Origin of the sequence: Actomonas spartinae, from assembly GCF_051209155.1 — a bacterium.
In the GTDB taxonomy this organism is placed as follows: Bacteria; Verrucomicrobiota; Verrucomicrobiia; order Opitutales; family Opitutaceae; genus Actomonas.
The window spans coordinates 151,830-169,930 of sequence record NZ_JBPJGB010000004.1 but is presented as its reverse complement, the minus strand read 5'-3'; the positions used below and the strand labels follow the sequence as shown (position 1 = coordinate 169,930).

At 63.9% G+C, this 18,101-nt stretch carries 17 protein-coding genes; 5 read left to right on the top strand and 12 right to left on the bottom strand.

Going from position 1 to position 18,101, the window contains the following annotated elements; genetic code table 11:
- Positions 1 to 80: 80 nt before the first annotated feature.
- The 3 genes from guaB to AC0MRV_RS17605 all read left to right on the top strand — a co-directional run bounded on the left by guaB (position 81) and on the right by AC0MRV_RS17605 (position 3,747).
- Complete coding sequence (gene guaB, locus AC0MRV_RS17615) at positions 81 to 1,661, top strand: IMP dehydrogenase (RefSeq protein ID WP_472765822.1); 1,581 nt, start codon at positions 81 to 83, stop codon at positions 1,659 to 1,661.
- Between the two features lie 107 nt (positions 1,662 to 1,768).
- Positions 1,769 to 3,310 (top strand): adenylosuccinate synthetase, encoded by a 1,542-nt coding sequence (locus AC0MRV_RS17610; protein WP_472765821.1) that lies wholly within the window; start codon positions 1,769 to 1,771, stop codon positions 3,308 to 3,310.
- Positions 3,311 to 3,318: 8 nt separating this feature from the next.
- Positions 3,319 to 3,747, top strand: a complete 429-nt coding sequence (locus AC0MRV_RS17605; RefSeq protein ID WP_472765820.1) for a DUF5069 domain-containing protein — start codon at positions 3,319 to 3,321, stop codon at positions 3,745 to 3,747.
- A gap of 796 nt (positions 3,748 to 4,543) precedes the next feature.
- Here the strand turns inward: AC0MRV_RS17605 and AC0MRV_RS17600 are convergent.
- The 10 genes from AC0MRV_RS17600 to AC0MRV_RS17555 all read right to left on the bottom strand — a co-directional run bounded on the left by AC0MRV_RS17600 (position 4,544) and on the right by AC0MRV_RS17555 (position 14,136).
- Positions 4,544 to 5,527 (bottom strand): FAD:protein FMN transferase, encoded by a 984-nt coding sequence (locus tag AC0MRV_RS17600; RefSeq protein ID WP_472765819.1) that lies wholly within the window; start codon positions 5,525 to 5,527, stop codon positions 4,544 to 4,546.
- Complete coding sequence (locus AC0MRV_RS17595) at positions 5,524 to 6,288, bottom strand: PepSY domain-containing protein (protein ID WP_472765818.1); 765 nt, start codon at positions 6,286 to 6,288, stop codon at positions 5,524 to 5,526. Before AC0MRV_RS17595 ends, AC0MRV_RS17600 begins: the two co-directional genes overlap by 4 nt.
- Positions 6,285 to 6,806, bottom strand: coding sequence for an FMN-binding protein (locus tag AC0MRV_RS17590; protein WP_472765817.1), 522 nt, complete (start codon positions 6,804 to 6,806; stop codon positions 6,285 to 6,287). The genes AC0MRV_RS17595 and AC0MRV_RS17590 overlap by 4 nt, the downstream gene beginning before the upstream one ends.
- A 47-nt stretch (positions 6,807 to 6,853) precedes the next feature.
- On the bottom strand, positions 6,854 to 8,119 hold the full coding sequence (locus tag AC0MRV_RS17585; protein ID WP_472765816.1) for a porin: 1,266 nt from the start codon (positions 8,117 to 8,119) through the stop codon (positions 6,854 to 6,856).
- Between the two features lie 627 nt (positions 8,120 to 8,746).
- On the bottom strand, positions 8,747 to 10,054 hold the full coding sequence (locus AC0MRV_RS17580; protein WP_472765815.1) for a bifunctional folylpolyglutamate synthase/dihydrofolate synthase: 1,308 nt from the start codon (positions 10,052 to 10,054) through the stop codon (positions 8,747 to 8,749).
- A 55-nt stretch (positions 10,055 to 10,109) separates the two neighbouring features.
- A complete protein-coding gene (accD, locus tag AC0MRV_RS17575; RefSeq protein ID WP_472765814.1) occupies positions 10,110 to 11,039 on the bottom strand; it encodes an acetyl-CoA carboxylase, carboxyltransferase subunit beta in 930 nt (309 codons plus the stop codon).
- 39 nt (positions 11,040 to 11,078) lie between these two features.
- Complete coding sequence (locus AC0MRV_RS17570; protein WP_472765813.1) at positions 11,079 to 11,837, bottom strand: double zinc ribbon domain-containing protein; 759 nt, start codon at positions 11,835 to 11,837, stop codon at positions 11,079 to 11,081.
- Positions 11,834 to 12,586: a tRNA pseudouridine(38-40) synthase TruA gene (truA, locus tag AC0MRV_RS17565; RefSeq protein WP_472765812.1), complete on the bottom strand. Its 753-nt coding sequence runs from the start codon at positions 12,584 to 12,586 to the stop codon at positions 11,834 to 11,836. The genes AC0MRV_RS17570 and truA overlap by 4 nt, the downstream gene beginning before the upstream one ends.
- Positions 12,583 to 13,029 (bottom strand): Holliday junction resolvase RuvX, encoded by a 447-nt coding sequence (ruvX, locus tag AC0MRV_RS17560; protein WP_472765811.1) that lies wholly within the window; start codon positions 13,027 to 13,029, stop codon positions 12,583 to 12,585. The genes truA and ruvX overlap by 4 nt, the downstream gene beginning before the upstream one ends.
- 18 nt (positions 13,030 to 13,047) lie before the next feature.
- Positions 13,048 to 14,136: a mannose-1-phosphate guanylyltransferase gene (locus AC0MRV_RS17555; RefSeq protein WP_472765810.1), complete on the bottom strand. Its 1,089-nt coding sequence runs from the start codon at positions 14,134 to 14,136 to the stop codon at positions 13,048 to 13,050.
- A 96-nt stretch (positions 14,137 to 14,232) separates the two neighbouring features.
- Between AC0MRV_RS17555 and moeB the strand changes: the two genes are divergently transcribed.
- Positions 14,233 to 15,408: a molybdopterin-synthase adenylyltransferase MoeB gene (moeB, locus tag AC0MRV_RS17550; protein ID WP_472765809.1), complete on the top strand. Its 1,176-nt coding sequence runs from the start codon at positions 14,233 to 14,235 to the stop codon at positions 15,406 to 15,408.
- 154 nt (positions 15,409 to 15,562) lie between these two features.
- Here moeB and AC0MRV_RS17545 read toward each other — a convergent pair whose 3' ends face one another.
- A complete protein-coding gene (locus tag AC0MRV_RS17545; protein WP_472765808.1) occupies positions 15,563 to 16,474 on the bottom strand; it encodes an aminotransferase class IV in 912 nt (303 codons plus the stop codon).
- A gap of 117 nt (positions 16,475 to 16,591) precedes the next feature.
- Positions 16,592 to 17,017: a helix-turn-helix domain-containing protein gene (locus AC0MRV_RS17540; RefSeq protein ID WP_472765807.1), complete on the bottom strand. Its 426-nt coding sequence runs from the start codon at positions 17,015 to 17,017 to the stop codon at positions 16,592 to 16,594.
- A gap of 122 nt (positions 17,018 to 17,139) precedes the next feature.
- Between AC0MRV_RS17540 and AC0MRV_RS17535 the strand changes: the two genes are divergently transcribed.
- On the top strand, positions 17,140 to 18,075 hold the full coding sequence (locus AC0MRV_RS17535; protein WP_472765806.1) for an acetamidase/formamidase family protein: 936 nt from the start codon (positions 17,140 to 17,142) through the stop codon (positions 18,073 to 18,075).
- The last annotated feature ends 26 nt before the right edge of the window (positions 18,076 to 18,101 follow it).

Here is an 18,101-nt window from a genome sequence, read left to right as displayed (position 1 = left end):
TTTTCGGCCGGCTCTGCCGGCCTCCAGCCACTTTCCTCTTCCCATTCCGCCGCCTGTCCCTACTACGTTCCCGGCAACTCATGACTAAGGTTGCCACGTCCTCAGCCGCTGCGTTCGACGCACAATTCTATCAACCGGCCGACGATTTCTTCGCCGCCAACCGCCCGGTGGGGCTCACGTTCGACGACGTCACGCTCGCGACGCTTTACTCGGAAATCCTGCCCAAGGATGCCGACACCGCCACCGCGCTCTCCGATCAGGTGCGGCTTTCGATCCCGATCATTTCGTCGGACATGGACACCGTGACCGAGTCGCGCATGGCCATCGCCATGGCCCTCAGCGGCGGCCTCGGCCTCATCCACTACAACATGAAGCCGCGCGAGCAGATCAAGGAGGTCGCCCGCGTCAAACGCCACATCCACGGCCTCATCCAAGACCCGATCACCGTCACGCCCGACCAGCACGTGGGCGACGTGCTCGATCTCATCGACGCCAAGAACTACGAGTTCCGCACCTTTCCCGTGGTCGACAGTGCCGGCAAACTTGTCGGCCTGCTCTCCGGCTCCACCGTGCGCGAGCGTTACCGCTCCAAATCCGTGGCGGAAGCCATGACGCCCCGCGGCGACATCCACACCGTCCCGGTCGAGGCCCTCAAACCCGATCCCATCGCCGCCGCCGATGCCTTCTTCACCGAGCATGTGGGCATCCACAAGATGCTCGTGGTCGACGGTGAAGACCACCTGCGCGGCCTCGCCACCTTCTCCGACGTCGAACGCATCACCTCCGAAGCCGGCGCCCGCCGCAAAGCCGCCCGCGACAGCGAATTCCGCCTCGTCGTCGGCGCCGCCCTCGCCCCCGTGCGTCTGCCGGACGGCACGCTCGATCGCGATCGCATCATCGACCACGTCGGCCAACTGGTCGCCGAACATATCGACTGCGTGGCCGTTTCGACCGCCCACGGCCACACCGCCGGTGTCGGCGACATGGTGCGCCTCGTCCGCGACGCTTTCCCCGACCTCACCATCATTGCCGGCAATGTCACCAGCGGCGCCGGGGTGGAGTTCCTGGCCGACTGCGGAGCCAACGCCATCAAGGTCGGCCAGGGTCCCGGCTCGATCTGCACCACCCGCGTCGTCGCCGGCGTGGGCATTCCCCAACTCACCGCCCTGCATGTCGCCGCCCACGGGGCCCGCGCCAAGGGCGTGAAGATCATCGCCGACGGTGGCATCACCAAGAGTGGCGACATCGTCAAAGCCCTCACCCTCGCCGACGCCGTCATCCTCGGCGGTCTGCTCGCTGGCTGTCGCGAAGCACCGGGTGAGATCATGGAGATCAACGGCAAGATCTATAAACAATACCGCGGCATGGGCTCCCTCGCCGCGATGCAGGCCGGCTCTGCCGCCCGCTACGGTCACAGCAAGGACGACAAGACCCGCAAGCTCACCGCCGAGGGCATCGAGGCGCTGAAGGAGGTTTCCGGCTCCCTCGACGACGTGCTCGGCAACCTCGTCGGTGGCCTGCAGAGCGGCATGGGCTACCTCGGGGCAAAGGACCTTCCGACCCTGCGCGCCAACGCCCGTTACATCCGCGTGAGCCCGGCTGGCCAGAAGGAGTCGTCTCCTCACGACGTCATCGAGATCAAAGCCGGCGTCAAAGGCTGAACCCTCGGCGGTAGCTTCGTTTGGGTCTTGATCCCCCCCGCGTCCTGCTCTTTGAGCGTTAGGGCAACAGGGGAACTGTCCCGGTTGCCAACCGCCAACCTGCAACCATGTCCCTGATTCCATTTTCCAGCCGTTTGATCGCCGATGTCGGCATCTCGCTGGGCGACGAAGGCAAAGGCCGTCTCGTCCCCGAAGTGTGCGAGGAGCTCGCCGGCACGCCCCACCCGGTTTCGACCGTCCTCAAGGTGAACGGCGGCGCCAACTCCGGCCACACCGCCGCCGGCGTGAAGCTCAACCTCCTGCCGTCGGGCGTGGTCGAGAAAGACATCACGCACCTGGCGATCGGCTGCGGCGTCGTCGCCGATCCGCGCAAGGTCTGGTGGGAAGCCGCCCCCCTCGAGCACAAGGGTTATCAGGTCATCTCCCGCCTCGCCATCGACGAGCGCACGATGGTGAGTGACCTCATTCATCGCCTGCTCGATCTGGCCTGGGAACACTACCGCGCCAACGTCCTCCAGGAGGAGCCGCGCGGCTCGACCGGCCGCGGCATCACTCCCGCCTACATGGATGAAGTGGGCCAGTGGCAGATCACTTACGCCGACTTCCTCGCCGGCCCCAACTACTACGCCCGCAAGGTCGCCCAACGCGCCGACCGCGCCCTGCGCACCATCGAGCATGTCTGCCAGGTCGACGCCGCCACGTTCGCGGGATTCTTCGACACCCTGAGCGCCGCCGAGAAGCGCGCCAACACCGAGGCCATCGAACTTGGCGTGTTGGACGAAGCCGAATTTGATTTCACGGTCTTCCGTGGCGAGGCCCCCTTCTCGATCAACGTGGACAAGCTCGTTGAAGTCTACTGGGCCGCCGGCACCCGCCTCGCTCCGCAGATCGTCGAGGTGCGCGAACTCATCCGCCGCGAACTGGCCGCCGGCCACACCATCCTCGGTGAGTTCGGCCAAGCCTACTGGTTGGACAAGCGCCACGGCTTTTCGCCCAACGTCACCGCTTCGCACACCTACACGCCCGAGATCTTCGAGAGCGCCGGTGTGCCCTCCCAGCCGGTCCATACCTTCGGCGTGGCCAAGGCTTACGACACCAAGGTGGGCACCCACACCTTCCTGACCCAGATGGACGACGCCCATCCGCTAGCCATCCTGCTCAAGAAACTCGAGTTCGGCTCCACCACCGGCCGCCAGCGCATGGTCGGCTGGTTCGATGCCGTGGAAAAGGGCGACGCCCTGCGCTACGGTGGTTTCCAGGACCTGATGATCAACAAGACCGACGCCCTCACCCATCGCGGCGAGTGGAACGGCGACCTGCTCATCTGCACCGCCTACGAAGACGCCGACGGCAAACGCTACGCCCACGTGCCCCGCAACGAGGCCGTGCGCAAGACCCTGCGGCCGGTCTACTCACGTCATCCCGGCTGGACCGAAGACATCAGTGAAGTCCGCCACTTCGCCGACCTGCCCGCCAATGCCCGCGCCTACATCGCGGCGATGATGCGCAGCATCCTTCAAGTCGCTTATGAGGGTGGCGCCTGGCCCGCCGACGACCAACTGCCCAACTTGCGCTACCTCGGCGTAGGTCCGGGGCCTTCACAGCTCATCAAGGACGTCCCGTCCACCGCTGACCTGATCAAACTCTAAAGCCCGTCATGTCTGAGAAAAAGCATCCCATCGATCCCGCCACGCCGACCCACGGCATGGTCTACTTTGCCCGTTCCCTGAACAAGATTCGCCTGCACGCCGCCGGTGAGTTGCGCGAGGATTTCCAGGCCAATCTCGGCAAGGCGATCGACGCCTTCATGTGCGACTACCTGCGCATCGACTACGCGGCGCTGCGCGACCGCACGCTGCAGGGCGGCACCGACGAGGAGATCCTCGCTTGGGTGCAGGAGACCTCTGGCCGCGACCTGAGCCCGATCGACATTCGGGTCTGGAACCACTTCGTCACCAAGCTGGGTTGGAACGACGACATGACCGACCGCTTCGAATTCCGCCGCAACGAGGCCGGCCTCGACGACAACCCGGCCGTGCAGACGATCTTCGACGTCCTCGACTGGGACGAAGGCCGGAAGAGCTGAGACGCGGTTAGGTCGACCGCAGATTTCGCAGAGTGGCGCAGATCCACTCCACCGGCCTCACGCTGTCCGGAGGTCGGCGTCCACCCACTCGACTGAAGGTGGACGCGGTCGTCCCCGACCGTGTCGTCGTTGCCTCTCAACTATCCGCGTTCATCTGCGTGATCTGCGGTCAACTCCAACCAGCCGACCAAACGAGTTTTAACCACTGCCGAGCGAAGCGACACCCGAGAGGCGCAGCGCCGAGGCAATCTCACAGCGAAACACAGATCTAATTCTCTGTGATGTTCTGTGCTCTCTGTGGTCAAAACCCACGTTGCCGCCCGGCTATCTGCGCCAATCTGCGTGATCGGCGGTCTACTCCAACCAGCCGACCAAACGAGGTTTCACCGCAGATTGCGCAGATGACCGCAGACCCACTCCACCGGCCTCACGCCGTCCGGAGGTCGGCGTCCACCTACTCGACTGAAGGTGGACGCGGACGCCTGTCCCGCGAACGCGGCGATCCCCGACCGCGTCGTCGTTGCCTCTCAGCTATCTGTGCCCATCTGTGACATCAGTGGTTTTAAACCAGACCTGCCTCTCAGCTATCTGCGCCCATCTGCGTCATCTGCGGTCAACTCCAACCAACCGACCAAACGAGGTTTCACCGCAGATCCCGCAGAGTAGCGCAGATCCACTCTAACGCCACGGACGGCCCAGCGGTCCGTCCCTACCTCTGTGCTCCTCTGTGCACTCTGTGGTCAAACCCACGTTGCCTCTCAGCTATCTGCGCCCATCCGCGTGATCTGCGGTTGCACTAACCTGTTGCACCGAGCCGATGCCATGCTCCATCGGCATCCAGAACCTCGGCACGCGCGCCATCGAAGGCGCTCAAGATCCTTTCGGCTGCGCCGGGTTCGGCCACAGCCAACGCGGTCGACAAGGCGTCCGCCACCGCCGCGGTCGGAGCAATGACACTGACACTCGCCCACTGCTCACGACTCTCACCGCGACGCGCGTCCAACAGGTGGTGGCGCCCGCCCGTGGCGTAGACCTGACCATAACCACCCGAGGTGGCGATCGCTTCGCCTGCTTGCAGCTGGGCGACTCCGGCCAAACCGTTGCCCGCGGGGGCGCGGATCCCCACCTGCCACGGGCGATTCGCCGGATGCGATCCCAGCGCGCGCTTCTCGCCCAAATCCACCAGCGCCGCGGTGTATCCGGCCGCTGCCAACACGGCCGCAACCCGATCCGTGATGTAGCCTTGGGCGATGCCGTTAAGGGTCACCGCCATGCCCGGCTGCGCCAGCCTCACGAGCTCATCGGAAAGACTCAATGCGCGGAAATTCACCTTCGTCAGAATCTGCTGCAACTGAGCCTCATCCCCCTCGCCCGCGGCGAGCGCTTCACACAACGGATGGATGGTCACGTCAAACGCGCCCTCGCTGACTTCGCTCACGTGCCGTGCGAGTCGAAGGACCTCCAACAACTCGGCCGGCGGATTCGCCAAGCGACCGGCGGCGTTAAGTCGCGACAACGCCGAGCGATCATCGTAGAGGCTGAAGATTCGCTCCAAGCGCAACATCTCGCGGCGGCAGGCTTCGAAGATCCCGTCGTCGGCCACGCCGCCGTAAAGGTCGATGCCCACCTCGCCGCCGAGGCCGATGCCCCGCCAGCGTCGGGGTTCGGCGGTCGCCGCCCGCAAGGGTGACATCGCCCCCAGACCCAGCAGACCCACGGCGGCTGTGTTCACAGCAGCAATACGCAGGAAGCGGCGACGGTTGACGAGCGGAGCATTCATCGGCGTTTCACACGCAAAGCATACCAAGCTCCCGAAAGGGTCAAAAATCCCAGCGCGATTGCCGCCAGATCCACCACCCATACTCCCATCCGACCAAAGAAGCGACCGGAGTGCAGATCCAGCATCACCCGATAAAGGCTGATCCCTTCGCCGCGGTGGGCGGTCAGGAGGGCGTTGCGTTGCGCGGTGGTAAGCTCAATCGGACCGAGGAAAATGCCCGTTTGGTCCGTCGGCGCCCACGCGAGCAGATCGACCGAACTGGCAAAGATGCCCTGCGACGTGCGCAGCAGCACCGGCGCCTCTCCCGGCCCGCGCCCGACCGCCTCGATTTCGCCTGCCGGCAGCGAAGCCGCGCCAAGTTTTTCGACCAGGTCCCCACCCGGTGTGAGCACCCACAGGTCAGTCGCTGAGGCGATCAAGGAGACCTCTGGCAGAGCCAGCGCCCCGACCAAACCACCACCGGTGTCCACCCGTTGATCATTAAAATACACCGTGCCGTCCCACCACGCCGCCACGTCGCGATCCAGCGCGTAGGCCACGGGTTGTCCGACCGGGTTCATGTCATACCAGTCGTAAACCCAGTTCGCCGTTAGGCGGCGTTCATCCAGCGCCAGCCCTTCGGTGTGATTGAGCGCAATGCCGGTGACGATGACGGCGATGAACACGAGCGCGAAGCCCAACCCCAACCGTTGGTGCCAGGCCCACCACGCCAGGCGACGACCGCGCCGGCCGGAAGAAACTGCAGGATCGGGTTCGCTCATGAGTCCGCGGACTCTTGCACGCGCGCGTCCAAATACAACGCCAGTCGACCCAGTTTGCGCAGCGCATTGACCGACAGCGTCGCGCCGGTGATGCCGTCAATCGATTCGCTGAGGCGCGTGCCGTCGGTGAGTGTCACGCCTTTGAATTGGTCGGTGAAAAACGGGTGCTTCACTTCCCAGCCGTGCGACTCGCGGTAAACGAGGACCTGCAGCCGTTGGATCTCACCGCCGTCCACCACGATGCCCGTCGTGATCAGTTTCACTTTGCCGATCTCCTCCAACACCCACGCCGTGCGCTCGCCGCGCTGCCAATAACGCAGGCGCAAGCCGGCGTAGTCGTGACCGAGGATGTCCTTGATGCCCGGCTTCACATCGGCCGTCAGCCACAACATCTGCGGCGCCCCCGGCTCGCCGTCGGCGAAGGCCTCGGCCACAAAATCCGCCGGGGACAGATAGACCTCCTCCTCGGTCTCCGCCGCGAAACTCGCGCTCGCGCAGACCAACAGAACAAGGACCATCCATCCCCGGCGCATGTGACCTATGGGAAATTGATGCGAGCCGGCGCTTAGAAGTGGTAACCCACGCCGAGACTCACGGTCTCGTCGTCGGCACCGTTGGCCGGGTCGGCGAACTGCACGTCGGCCTTGAGCACCACGGCCTCGTGCGGCCACCAGTTCACACCGGCATCGATGTATTCGTCGGCGGAGGCGACGTTGTCGCCCGCCTCGCGATCGTAGCGGCTGTAGCGGGCGAAGAAGCCCACGTCACCCAGTCCGGTTTCGAAGCGGTAGGACGGCTCGAGATAGAACCCGTATTGTTCGTCGCGACCGAGCGCGGCCGGGGCGTTGCCGCCGAGGTCCCAGCGGGCGTAAAGGGCGCGGAAACCCCAGGGGCCGCTGCGCCAATCGGCGTGGGCCGTCATGAGGGTCGCGTCGACCGTCTCGGCCAGCGTGCCTTGGGCGAGATCTTCCTGATATTGACCGGTGAAGGCGAGCTGTAGACCCGGGATGCCGGTGTAGGTCGCGCGGAAGGTTGCGGCCATGGCTTCGAAGGAGGCCTCGCCGACCTTTTGGCGACCATTGCGGATCCGGAAGGCGTTGCCCCCCGTGGTCGGGGTGAAGAGGCCGGAGTGCACCGCGTAGTCGAACGCAAAGCCACTGTCGGTCTGCTGCGTGAGACTCACCCCGCCCTCCCACCAGGTGGTCGGGATGATCTGACTCTCCACGCGCGGACGCTCGACACCGTAGAAGGTGGCCGGCTCATGGATCTCATTGATCAGGCCGACGGGCATGAGGAAGAGACCGGCACGGGCCTTGTTGGACTCGTTGAGATCAAATTCGACGAAGGCCTGCTCAAGTTCGACCTCGCCCGGCTGACCGTCGCCCGCGATGGAGTGCTCCAACTCGACCTCCGAGAGGAGGCGAATCGAGTCGGAGAACTCGTGGTTGACGAACAGGACCCAGCGGTGGAAGTCGATCTCGTCGCCGTTGCCGAAGTTCATGTGCATCTCGCCGTAGCCGCCCAAGGACGTGCGATCATACCAGGCGTTGCCGCCGGATCCGCCGGCCTGAGCGCGATCGGCTAGGGTCTCGACGTAGGACGTCGTGGCCTCGATCTTGGCGTCGGCTTCGCGCAATTGGGATGACGTGGTCGCCAGCTGGGCCTCGGCTTGGCCGGTGCGGGCCTCGGCGGCCTCCACCCGTTGGGTGAGCTCGGCGATCTGGGCCTGCTGCTGCTGAATGATGGCCCACATCTCCTCCGGCGTGGGCAACTCGGCCGCGCCCAAGGACAACGGCAGCACGCTGGCGACAGCCACCGCGAGGCGGCGCATGCGGGAATAGAAAAAAGGTGTGGTTCGGTTCACGGACTTCATTTCTTGAAACTGATACTCATTCTTAAGAACAAGGCCCCGCAACGTGCATAGGCCCGCATATCGAATCAAGGACTTTTTGCGCTTCGGTCTCAGTCTCATTTTATTGAGACTGATTGTAGCCATTCCGGCGGGGTCTCTTGTGCTACGGGACCTAGTCAACGACAGCGGGTGCAAGCGCCTCACCTGCAATCCGCGATCACACCCGAATTGTAGGCTGCCCGCTGGCGGGCGCTCCGCTGTCTCTCGGCCCCCAGCTTCCAGTATTTAACCGCAGAGTGCCGCAGATCCGATCATACGTGCCCACGCCGTCCGGATCACCGCGTTCGCGGGACAGGCGTCGGCGTCCACCTGCTCGACTGAAGGTGGACGCGGACGTCCCCGACCGCGTTGTCGTTGCCTCTCCGCTCTCTGCGCTCATCCGTGCGATCTGCGGTCAACTCCAACCAGCCGATCAAACGAGGTAAAACCGTTGATTTCGCAGATGGGCGCAGATCCGATGAAACGCCGCGGACGGCCCGGCGGTTCGTCCCTACCCCTGTGCTTCACTTTGTTCTTTACGGTCGCCCCCCTACCCGGTCTCCGCCGTCAAAAATCCTGCAGGCGCGCCTCGTTGGGTCCTTGCTCAGGAGCGATCAGGCTCAGGACTTCGCCGGCGAGGTAAATCGACCCGGTCACGACGACCGCTTCATCAAACGGCAAGGCCTTGAGGCTGCCGCTCGGTCCCAGCAGCGCCTCCACCTTGCTGTCGTGCACTTCACCAGCGAAATCCGCCGGAATCAGGGCGCGCAGCTCCTGATGCGTGCAGGCCCGCGCTTGGTTGGGCACGACGAGGTGAATCCTCGAGGCAAACCGGGCCACGACTTCCAAGAGCGCGCCGGCTCGAGAAGCACCCAAAGCGCCGACCACGATCACCGGCTTGTGGCCCAATTCACCCACAAGTCGCTGTAGGTTGCGTTCCAGGCTTTCGGCGCCCTCCGGGTTGTGCGAGGCATCGAGCACCAGGTCGGTCTGCCCAAGCTGAAAATGTTGCCAGCGGGCCGGCCAGTGCGCGCTCCGCAAGCCGACCCGGATAGCCGCCTCGGCAATTCCCCATTCTGCCGGCAAGGCCCGCGCCACCAAGGTCGCGGTCGCCGCATTCCAGCGCTGGCAGTCCCCCTCCATCGCGGTCTCCGGATAATCGACCGTATTGTCGCCAAACACGTCCCGCACCGAGCTGATCGGACAGCCAAGCTCCGCGGCGCGAGCACGCACCACCGCCTCGGCTTCCGCCGGCAAACGCCCCATCACGACCGGCACCCCCGGCTTAAGGATCCCGGCCTTCGCCGCCGCGATCTCCGCGTGGGTGTGGCCCAGGATCTCACAGTGATCAAAACCGATCGAAGTGATCGCACAGACGGTCGGTTGAACGATGTTGGTGGCGTCCAATTCTCCGCCCAGTCCCACCTCCACCACCGCCACATCACAGCTTTGGCGCTGAAACTGCAGGAAGGCCATGGCGGTCATGAATTCGAAAAAACTCGGATGATCGTCCGGATCGGACTCCGCCAAACTCGCGGCCATCGGCAGCAGTTCGCGCGTGTAGTTCACGATCTCCGTTTCCGACAGCGTGCGCCGGTCGACCTGCACGCGCTCCCCCAGTCGCACGAGATGCGGCGAGGTGTAGAGCCCGACCCGCTTGCCCGCCGCGCGAAGAATCGCATCCAGCATGGCCGCGGTGGAGCCCTTGCCATTGGTCCCCGCCAAATGAATGACCGGCACGGCCCGCTCCGGATGGTCCAGCGCCCGGGCCAGCGCGCGCATGCGATCGATGCCGAACTTTACCCCCTTCGCCTTCAGACTGAAGAGGTAGTCCTGCACCTCCGGATAATCGGACATCAACGCAGCGGGGGTCATGGCACAGCAGGAGCAGTCCGCGGACCGGATTCGCTCAACACGCCCGAACCGGCGTTCAACCAGCCGCCACCGGGGAGTCGGCCGGCTCGGTCACCGCCGGAGCCGGAGCACTGGCGGCCGGCTCCTGGGGCGCCGGCGTCGGACGCTTCAGGTAAAGCGCCGAAAGGATATCGCGCAGACGATCGCGCATCTCGAGCCGACTCACGATCTGATCGATCAGGCCCTTCTGCAGCAGGAACTCCGCCGTCTGGAAACCGGGCGGCAGCGTCTGCTTGGTGGTCTCTTTGATGACGCGGGCGCCGGCAAATCCGATGAGCGCGCCGGGCTCGGCAATGTTCACGTCCCCCAGCACCGCGAAACTCGCCGACACCCCGCCCATCGTCGGATGGGTCAGGATCGAAATGTAAGGCAACTTGGCTTCGCTCAGACGACCCAGCGCCGCGCTGGTTTTGGCCATCTGCATGAGGGAGAAAATGCCTTCCTGCATGCGCGCGCCACCCGAGGCACTGAAGATGAGACACGGGATCTTTTCGCTGAGCGCCTTTTCGATGGCTCGGGTGATTTTTTCACCGGCCGCCGATCCCATGGCGCCGCCGCAGAAACGAAAATCCATCACCGCCACCGCCACCGGGATGTCGTGGATCTTGCCGGTGCCGCTGATGACCGCCTCGGGCAGGCCGCTGGCCTCCTTGTATTTGGCGATACGCTCCGGGTAGGGCTTGGAATCGACAAACTCCAGCGGGTCAGCCGAGGTCACCCCGGCATCGATTTCGACGAAGCTGCCCGGATCGAAAAGGGCGTCGAGCCGCTGACGGGCGCCGATCCCGAAGTGGTAGCCGCTCTTCGGCACCACCATCTGGTTGGCTTCCAATTCCTTGTTGAAAACGATTTCGCCGGAAATCGGGCACTTCGTCCAGAGTCCCTTGGGGATATCCTTCTTTTTGGGAACGACAGTCGAATACTTCGGCTTGTTGAAAAGCGACATGGGCGTGGAAAACGGCGCGAGACGGAGCGAGTTTTGGATCTAACCGTGGGCGAAGGTGAGGACGTCGAGACTCACCGCCCCCGCGTCCCGGAGAGCGAGCGCGCAGGCATTGAGGGTTGAACCTGTGGTGAAGACATCATCTACCAAAATGTAACGTGATTCGGCGGTTATGGCGGCCCCGTTCCCCCCTGCAAAGGCATTTTTCATCCGCGCTCGGCGCGTGCGCCGATCGTAAGCCGTTTGCGATTCGCTATCTTGCACGCGTTCAAGCAGCTCGGCGACGACCGTGCCGGCTCCCACGACCTTGGCGATCTCCTCGGCCCACAGCAGCGATTGATTAAATCCCCGATCGCGCAGCTTGCGCGGATGCATCGGCACCGGCACGAGGACCGCGCCGGCCACGTAGTCAACGAGGTCGGGATTCGCGACCAACAGTGCGGCCATGTCGGCAAGGACGTAGAAACCTTGGTGATATTTAAGCTCCAACACCAGCTGACGCCCGGCGCCCTTGAACAACGTCACTGTCTTGGCTCGACCGTAGGCGGGACGCAGTCCCTCGCAGTGCGGACAAATCCGCTCCCCTTCCACCGCGCCGAAGAACGGATGCCCGCAAGTCTCACAGTGCGGCGCCCGCACGCGCGTGATCGTCGGCGCGCAATGCTCGCACACATGCCGTAGCGGGCTCCCCGCCTCCACCACGCCACCGCAGCCCAAACACACCGGCGGAAACAACAGGTCCCGCACCGCCCCCGTCGCGTTGCGCGTCCACTGCCCCAGCGATGTGGTCGGCGTGCTCAATAAAATACCTTTTCCAGAAACAGACCCTGCGGCGGACAGGTCTCGACCTCCGCCGTGCGTTGGCCGGCTGCGAGCAGCCGCTTGATGTCGTCGATGCTGCGGCGCCCCTCGCCCACCGCGACCAAGGCTCCGGTGAGGCTACGCACCATCTTGTAGAGGAAGCCGTCCGCCTCGAAAATGAAGCGAAGGTGTTGCTTGCGAGCCTGGACCTCCAGGCGGCGCAGATCGCGCACCGGCGTTTCCAACTCGCCGCCGTTGTCAGCCGCGAATGAGCTGAAGTCGTGCGACCCGCGCAAGATACCCGCGGCGGATTCCATGGCCGCGAGATCGAGCCGACGGGGACGCTCCAAACACCAGGCGAACGGGCGCGTGAACGGATCGGCATCCCCCTCGATCAGGTAGTAGGAGTAACGCTTTCCCGTCGCGCTGAAGCGGGCGTGAAAATCCGCCCGCGCCGGCTTGACGGTCTTGATCTGAATCGCGGGCGGCAGACCCACCTTCATCGCCAAACGCAGTTTGTCGGGACCGTGGTTCCAAGCCGCATCGAAGTGAAAAACCTGCCCGCGTGCGTGCACGCCGGCATCCGTGCGCCCACTGCCGTGAATCCGGATTGGCGCTTTGAACACCGCCGCCAGACGCGCCTCAATCACGTCCTGAATGCCGTTCCCGTTGGTCTGGCTCTGCCAACCCGAGAAAGCCGTGCCATCGTAGGCGCACTCAACTTTCCACCGCGGCAAGGTCGCGCTCATTGGGACGCGCCCTCATCCCACATGGGCATCGCCGGCGGGAAACGTTGGTCGAGGTAGTCCTGCAGGATCATGGCGGCTGCGCGGGAATCGACCACCCCGCTCTGGCGCAGATCCCGCAGTTTGTGCTTGGGCAGGGTCGACTCCGCCGCGTGAGACGTCAGCCGTTCATCGACCAGGTGGACCGGCAGTCCGGTCGCCTCGCGTAAGCGCTCGGCGAATACCTCGGCCTCCTTGGCCTTGGGTCCGACGGTGTCGTCCATGTTGAGCGGATACCCCACGACCAGCTCGTCGATCCGTCGCACGCGAATTTCCTCCAGCAGGCCCGCCCAGCGCAGGTCAGCGTCGACCTGCGTGAGCGCGGGCAGCGGCGAAGCGAGCCCGAGCTCGTCGCCGCTGGCCAAGCCGATGCGTTTGGTGCCCGGGTCGATGCCGAGAAAGCGCATGAGCGGAGAGGGACGCGATCAGGTGTAGATCTTCGCGTCCGGGTGCGCGTAGACCTGCTTGAGCAGCGCTTTGATTTCCTGCGCCTTGGCCTTGGGACAAACCAAGGTCGCTTCGGGCGTGTGCACCACGATCAGATCGTCGGCGCCGACCACGGTCACGAGGTGCTTGCCCTCGCTGAAAACGATGTTGCCGCTGCCCTGCTCCACCAGCGCCTCGCCGCGCTTCACGTTGCCGGCCTTGTCGGCCTTGTAGTGACGAGCGACTGCCGGCCACGCGCCGACATCGTCCCAATCGAAGGTCGAGGGCAACATCACCACATTGTCGGACTTTTCGAGCAAGGCGTAGTCGACCGAGATTTTTTCGAGTTCCGGGTATACCTTCTTCAAAACCGGCGCCAGGCGGCGGCCCTTGGCCAAAGCCGCGCGAATCGGCTGCAACCCGGCGTCGAGTTTCGGCGCGAACTTCGCGATGGCGGTTTCGACCACTTCGACGCTCCACACAAACATGCCGGCGTTCCAGAAGTAGTCTCCGGATTTTAAATACTTCTTCGCCGTCTTGAGGTCGGGTTTTTCCACAAAACGCTTCACCGCGTAGACCTCGCGGCGGTTGGCCTTTTGCCACGCCTTGCCGCGCTGCACGTAACCAAACCCAGTCGCCGGTTCGGTCGGCGCGATGCCGATCGTCACCATCACCGGCGCCTTGGCCGCGGCCGCGAAGGCCGCCTTCAAGTCGGCCTGATACTTCTTGCCGTTATGAATCACGTGATCGGCCGGCAGGATGGCGAAGACCCCTTGGGGGTCCCGGGCACCAACGATGGCGGCGGCCAATCCCACTGCCGCGGCGGTGTCACGGCCAACCGGCTCGGCGATGATGTTTTCCTTCGGCAGGTCCTTGCACACCGCGCGCACACCCTTCTCCTGCACGGCGCTGGTGATCACGAGGATGTTTTCCTTCGGCACGATGGGCAGCACGCGCTCGACCGTTTGCGTCAGCAGCGGCTTGTCGCCCACCACGGGCAGCAAGTGCTTGGGGCGCTCCGCCCGGCTCTGCGGCCAGAAACGTTCACCTTTTCCTCCAGCGATGATGACGATGTAGGGATTAGCCATAAGGGACCAAACGAAAGCCAGTCCTGCGCCATCGCAAATAATCATTTGCGACGTTTCCGGTTCCGGCCTCTGTTTCGGCCCTTCCCGCCGCCCGCCATGTCGCCCCTCACTGCCACCGAACTCGCCCGCTACAGCCGCCACGTGCTGCTGCCGGAAATCGGCGTCGAGGGCCAAACACGGCTCAAACACGCCAAGGTGCTTGTCATTGGCGCCGGCGGACTCGGCAGCCCCGCCGCGCTTTATTTGGCCGCCGCGGGGGTCGGCACGCTGGGCATCGCCGACTTCGACCGCGTCGAAACGCACAACCTGCACCGGCAGCTGCTGCACAGCGACGCCACCGTCGGGCAGCTCAAAACGCAGTCGGCGGCGGCCCGCCTGCGCGAGGTGAACCCGCACTGCGCAGTGGCGGAGCATGCCGACGGCGTGACGCGGGAGAACGCCGTGTCGTTGTTTGGTGAATACGACGTGATCGTCGACGGCACCGATAACTTTGGCGCCCGCTATCGCAATAACGACGCCGCGGTGCGGGCGCGCCGTCCGCTGGTATTCGGCAGCGTCTACCGCTTTGAGGGGCAAGTCAGCGTGTTTGCGCCGCACCTCGGCGGGCCGTGCTATCGCTGCCTGTTCCCGGAACCGCCCGCCGCCGGCAGCGTGCCGGGATGCGGCGAAGTCGGCGTGCTGGGCGCGCTGTGCGGCGTGATCGGCAGCTGGCAGGCGCTCGAAACGATCAAACTCATCACGGGCTGCGGCGAACCCCTGCTCGGACGATTGCTCACCTACGACGCGCTCAGTCAAAACGTGTCCACCCTGCGTTTCGCGCCGGTCGAATCCTGTCACGGGTGCGGCGCCGAGCATCGCGACTCTCCGTTGCCCGCCGAGCCGGCTGCGACATGCCCGGAACCCCTTTCAGCCGAACCACCCACGATGTCCGAATCAGATCCCGACTCCTACCCGCTGCAAATCACGGTGCACGAAGCCCAACAACTGTTGGCCAACAACGATGGCGCGTGTCGCATCATCGATGTGCGCGAACCTCACGAGTGGCAAATCTGCCACATCGACGGCGCAAAACATATCCCGATGCGCCAGATTCCGGAAACCGCCACCGAGCTCCCCCGCGATCAACACCTGTTGATCTGCTGCCACCACGGCGGCCGCAGCATGCGCGTGGTGCAATACCTGCGCTCCTTGGGCTTCAAAGCGGTCACCAACATCGACGGCGGCGTCGATGCCTGGTCGCGGGAGATCGACCCGAGTTTGATGCGTTACTGACCGGCGTGATCCGCGCGCAAGCGCTTCGTCCAAGTTACGCACCCGAAAACACATCGTAGGCAGCCCGCTCGCGGGCGCTGCGTTGCCCCCCGGCCATCTGCGTTCATCCCACGTTACCTGCGGTGCAATTCTTCAACCAGCCCACCCGCCCGGCTCACACCGCCAGGTCCGCTCGGTCACCCAGATGCTCGATCGCATAGGCGTTGAAGGCGGTCTTCAAAGCACGACTGTGCGTGCCCTCGCCGACCCGAAACAGGACGTCGTCGATCCGACCCACTGGCTGAATATCCTTCGTGCTCGAGAGCAACATCGCCTCATCCATCGTCGAGAGATCCGCCGGATTGAGCACGCGCTCGACTGGATTTAAGCCCGCGCGTTGGGCAACGTGTTCCATCACCAAACGGCGCGTAACGCCCGCAAGAATCCCCACCGACAAAGGTGGGGTTACGAGGTCGGTCCCGCATACGAAGGCGATGTTAGCCGTGGCGGCTTCCGTGATTTCGCCAGCCTGGTTGAGGATCAACACGTCGTCCGCGCCGCGTTGCCGCGCTTCGTGCAGACACAGGAGATTGTTGAGGTAGTTGCCCGTCTTCCACGCCGGGTTCAGGGCGTCGATCGGGTTGCGTCGCAAAGTTTGCGCGACCGCCAAGGTCATCCCCGCCGCCCAGGCCTGCGGGGCCAATTGCGGCACAGCTTGAACCAAGAGCACGTAACCTGCCGCCCCGGCCAAGGCCGGGTCCAAGCCGATCCGGCCTTCCCCGCGATAAATCTGCAAGCGCACATAAACGTCACCCGCGTCGTTGCAGTGGTTTCGGTAGGCCTCGACCGTGCGACGAATTTCGTCCTGCAGCGCCCCGGGTTCGAGCGGCACCGCCATCGACAAGGCCGACGCGGAACCGCGCAAACGATCCCAATGCTCCTCCCAACCAAAGATGCGCCCGCCATAGGTTCGCCAGACCTCGTAGATCGCGTCGCCGTAGAGAAAACCGCGGTTGAGCGGACTCAAACTCGGCTCGGTCGCGGCGTGCAGACGCCCATTGGTGTTCGCTTGGACAAAGGAGGACATCGAGACGCCCAGCGAGAGCCGATCCGCCGCGGGGTTCAACCAACGAGTTGCCCCAAAACAAAAATGCCCCGCGACGCTGTCGTCGCGGGGCACGAAAGCACGAATGGAATTCAGGGATCAGGCGCCAGCCGGAGCCGCGTTGTCGGAGCCACGCGCCTTCACGAGGCCGAACTCCTTCTTGATGTTCTGGACGCTCGGCACCGAGATGCCGAGGCGCTCGGCGATCGCCGCGCCCGTCTCACCGGCTTCAACCGCAGCCTTCACCTGAGCCTTGAGCTCATCGGTGATCTTGGCGCGCGAGCGCTTGCCCGGCTTGGCCGCTTTGGCGGCACCCTTGGGCTTGCGACCGCGAGTCTTGGTCGAGCCTGAAGCGGCTTTGACGGCTTTGATAAAGGAGGCCAGATCGGCGAAACCATACTTGGCCGGCAAACCGGCGAGTTCGCGCGTGCGCTCGACCTCGATGGCTTGCTGCAGCTGGGCTGCCTTAGCTTGGAGCTCCTGTAGTTCTTTAATTTTGTCGGTCACCATAACGGAGCGAGACAAAGTATATATTCACCGCGATATCAAGGCATATGATAATATTTTTATCATTTCACAGATATTATACGTAATTATCGCCACCACAAACTTGCCCTGCTGGAGGCGCGCGGCAAATTTCGTGCTCTATGTCCGCCCTGCATCGACTCGACGCCACCGCCTTGGTTCACCGCTGGAATAGCGCGATCCCGCCCCGTTTAACCATCGCGCCCGGCGATACGGTGGAAATAGACATGGCCGACTCCAGTGGATTTCAGGTGCAGCCGGACTGGACGGTGGCCGAATTCAAAGCCCGATTTGATCCGCTGAAGGTGCATGCCCTCACCGGGCCGATCGCGATCGACGGTGCGGAGCCTGGTGACCAACTGGCCGTTCACATTGAGGGTTTTGAACACCGGGGCTGGGCCTGGACCAGCCTGATACCAGGACTCGGCCTGCTGCCCGAGGACTTCCCGGAGCACCATTTGTTTATCTGGAAATTGGATAACGCTCATAGCACGAGCATGCCCGGTGTGACGCTCGATCTGAATCCCTTCGCGGGAATCATCGGAGTCCAACGCGCCGAAGCGGGCGAGTTTCGCACGCGGGCGCCGGGCGTGTTCGGCGGCAACATGGATGTGCGCCACCTCACGGCCGGCACGACGCTGTATTTGCCCGTGCTCACGCCCGGGGCAAATCTGTTGGCCGGCGACTGTCACGCCGCCCAGGGCGACGGCGAGGTTTGTATCAATGGGATGGAGGCGCCCATGACCGGGCGATTCAAGATCGAGCTGATCAAACAACAACCCTTGGCCGCTCCCTATGCGATCACCCCCTCCCCCTTGGTTTCGCCCCGCTATTCCGCCAATCGGTGGCATATGTTTATCGAATCGGACGAAGATCCACGCCAAGCCGCCAAACAGGCCGTGCGCCGCGCCATAGCGTTTATCTGCAAACGACTCAATATTACACCCGAATGGGCCTACACATTGTGTAGTGTGGTGCTGGACCTGAAGATTTCACAACTGGTGAATCAGCCCACGACCACGGTGACCGCCTATTTGCCTGAAGCTATTTTCGACTGAATGTAGGCGTCGGATCCGCGTTATTG

Bases quoted from the DNA above. Each gene is read 5' to 3' on its own strand.
- AC0MRV_RS17580 (WP_472765815.1), bottom strand. From the start codon at position 10,054: ATGACCCCCGCTGCGTTGATGTCCGATTATCCGGAGGTGCAGGACTAC.
- AC0MRV_RS17590 (WP_472765817.1), bottom strand. From the start codon at position 6,806: ATGGTCCTTGTTCTGTTGGTCTGCGCGAGCGCGAGTTTCGCGGCGGAG.
- AC0MRV_RS17535 (WP_472765806.1), top strand. From the start codon at position 17,140: ATGTCCGCCCTGCATCGACTCGACGCCACCGCCTTGGTTCACCGCTGG.
- AC0MRV_RS17600 (WP_472765819.1), bottom strand. From the start codon at position 5,527: ATGAATGCTCCGCTCGTCAACCGTCGCCGCTTCCTGCGTATTGCTGCT.
- AC0MRV_RS17610 (WP_472765821.1), top strand. From the start codon at position 1,769: ATGTCCCTGATTCCATTTTCCAGCCGTTTGATCGCCGATGTCGGCATC.
- moeB (WP_472765809.1), top strand. From the start codon at position 14,233: ATGTCGCCCCTCACTGCCACCGAACTCGCCCGCTACAGCCGCCACGTG.
- AC0MRV_RS17605 (WP_472765820.1), top strand. From the start codon at position 3,319: ATGTCTGAGAAAAAGCATCCCATCGATCCCGCCACGCCGACCCACGGC.
- truA (WP_472765812.1), bottom strand. From the start codon at position 12,586: ATGAGCGCGACCTTGCCGCGGTGGAAAGTTGAGTGCGCCTACGATGGC.
- AC0MRV_RS17595 (WP_472765818.1), bottom strand. From the start codon at position 6,288: ATGAGCGAACCCGATCCTGCAGTTTCTTCCGGCCGGCGCGGTCGTCGC.
- guaB (WP_472765822.1), top strand. From the start codon at position 81: ATGACTAAGGTTGCCACGTCCTCAGCCGCTGCGTTCGACGCACAATTC.
- AC0MRV_RS17585 (WP_472765816.1), bottom strand. From the start codon at position 8,119: ATGCGCCGCCTCGCGGTGGCTGTCGCCAGCGTGCTGCCGTTGTCCTTG.
- ruvX (WP_472765811.1), bottom strand. From the start codon at position 13,029: ATGCGCTTTCTCGGCATCGACCCGGGCACCAAACGCATCGGCTTGGCC.
- accD (WP_472765814.1), bottom strand. From the start codon at position 11,039: ATGTCGCTTTTCAACAAGCCGAAGTATTCGACTGTCGTTCCCAAAAAG.
- AC0MRV_RS17545 (WP_472765808.1), bottom strand. From the start codon at position 16,474: ATGTCCTCCTTTGTCCAAGCGAACACCAATGGGCGTCTGCACGCCGCG.
- AC0MRV_RS17555 (WP_472765810.1), bottom strand. From the start codon at position 14,136: ATGGCTAATCCCTACATCGTCATCATCGCTGGAGGAAAAGGTGAACGT.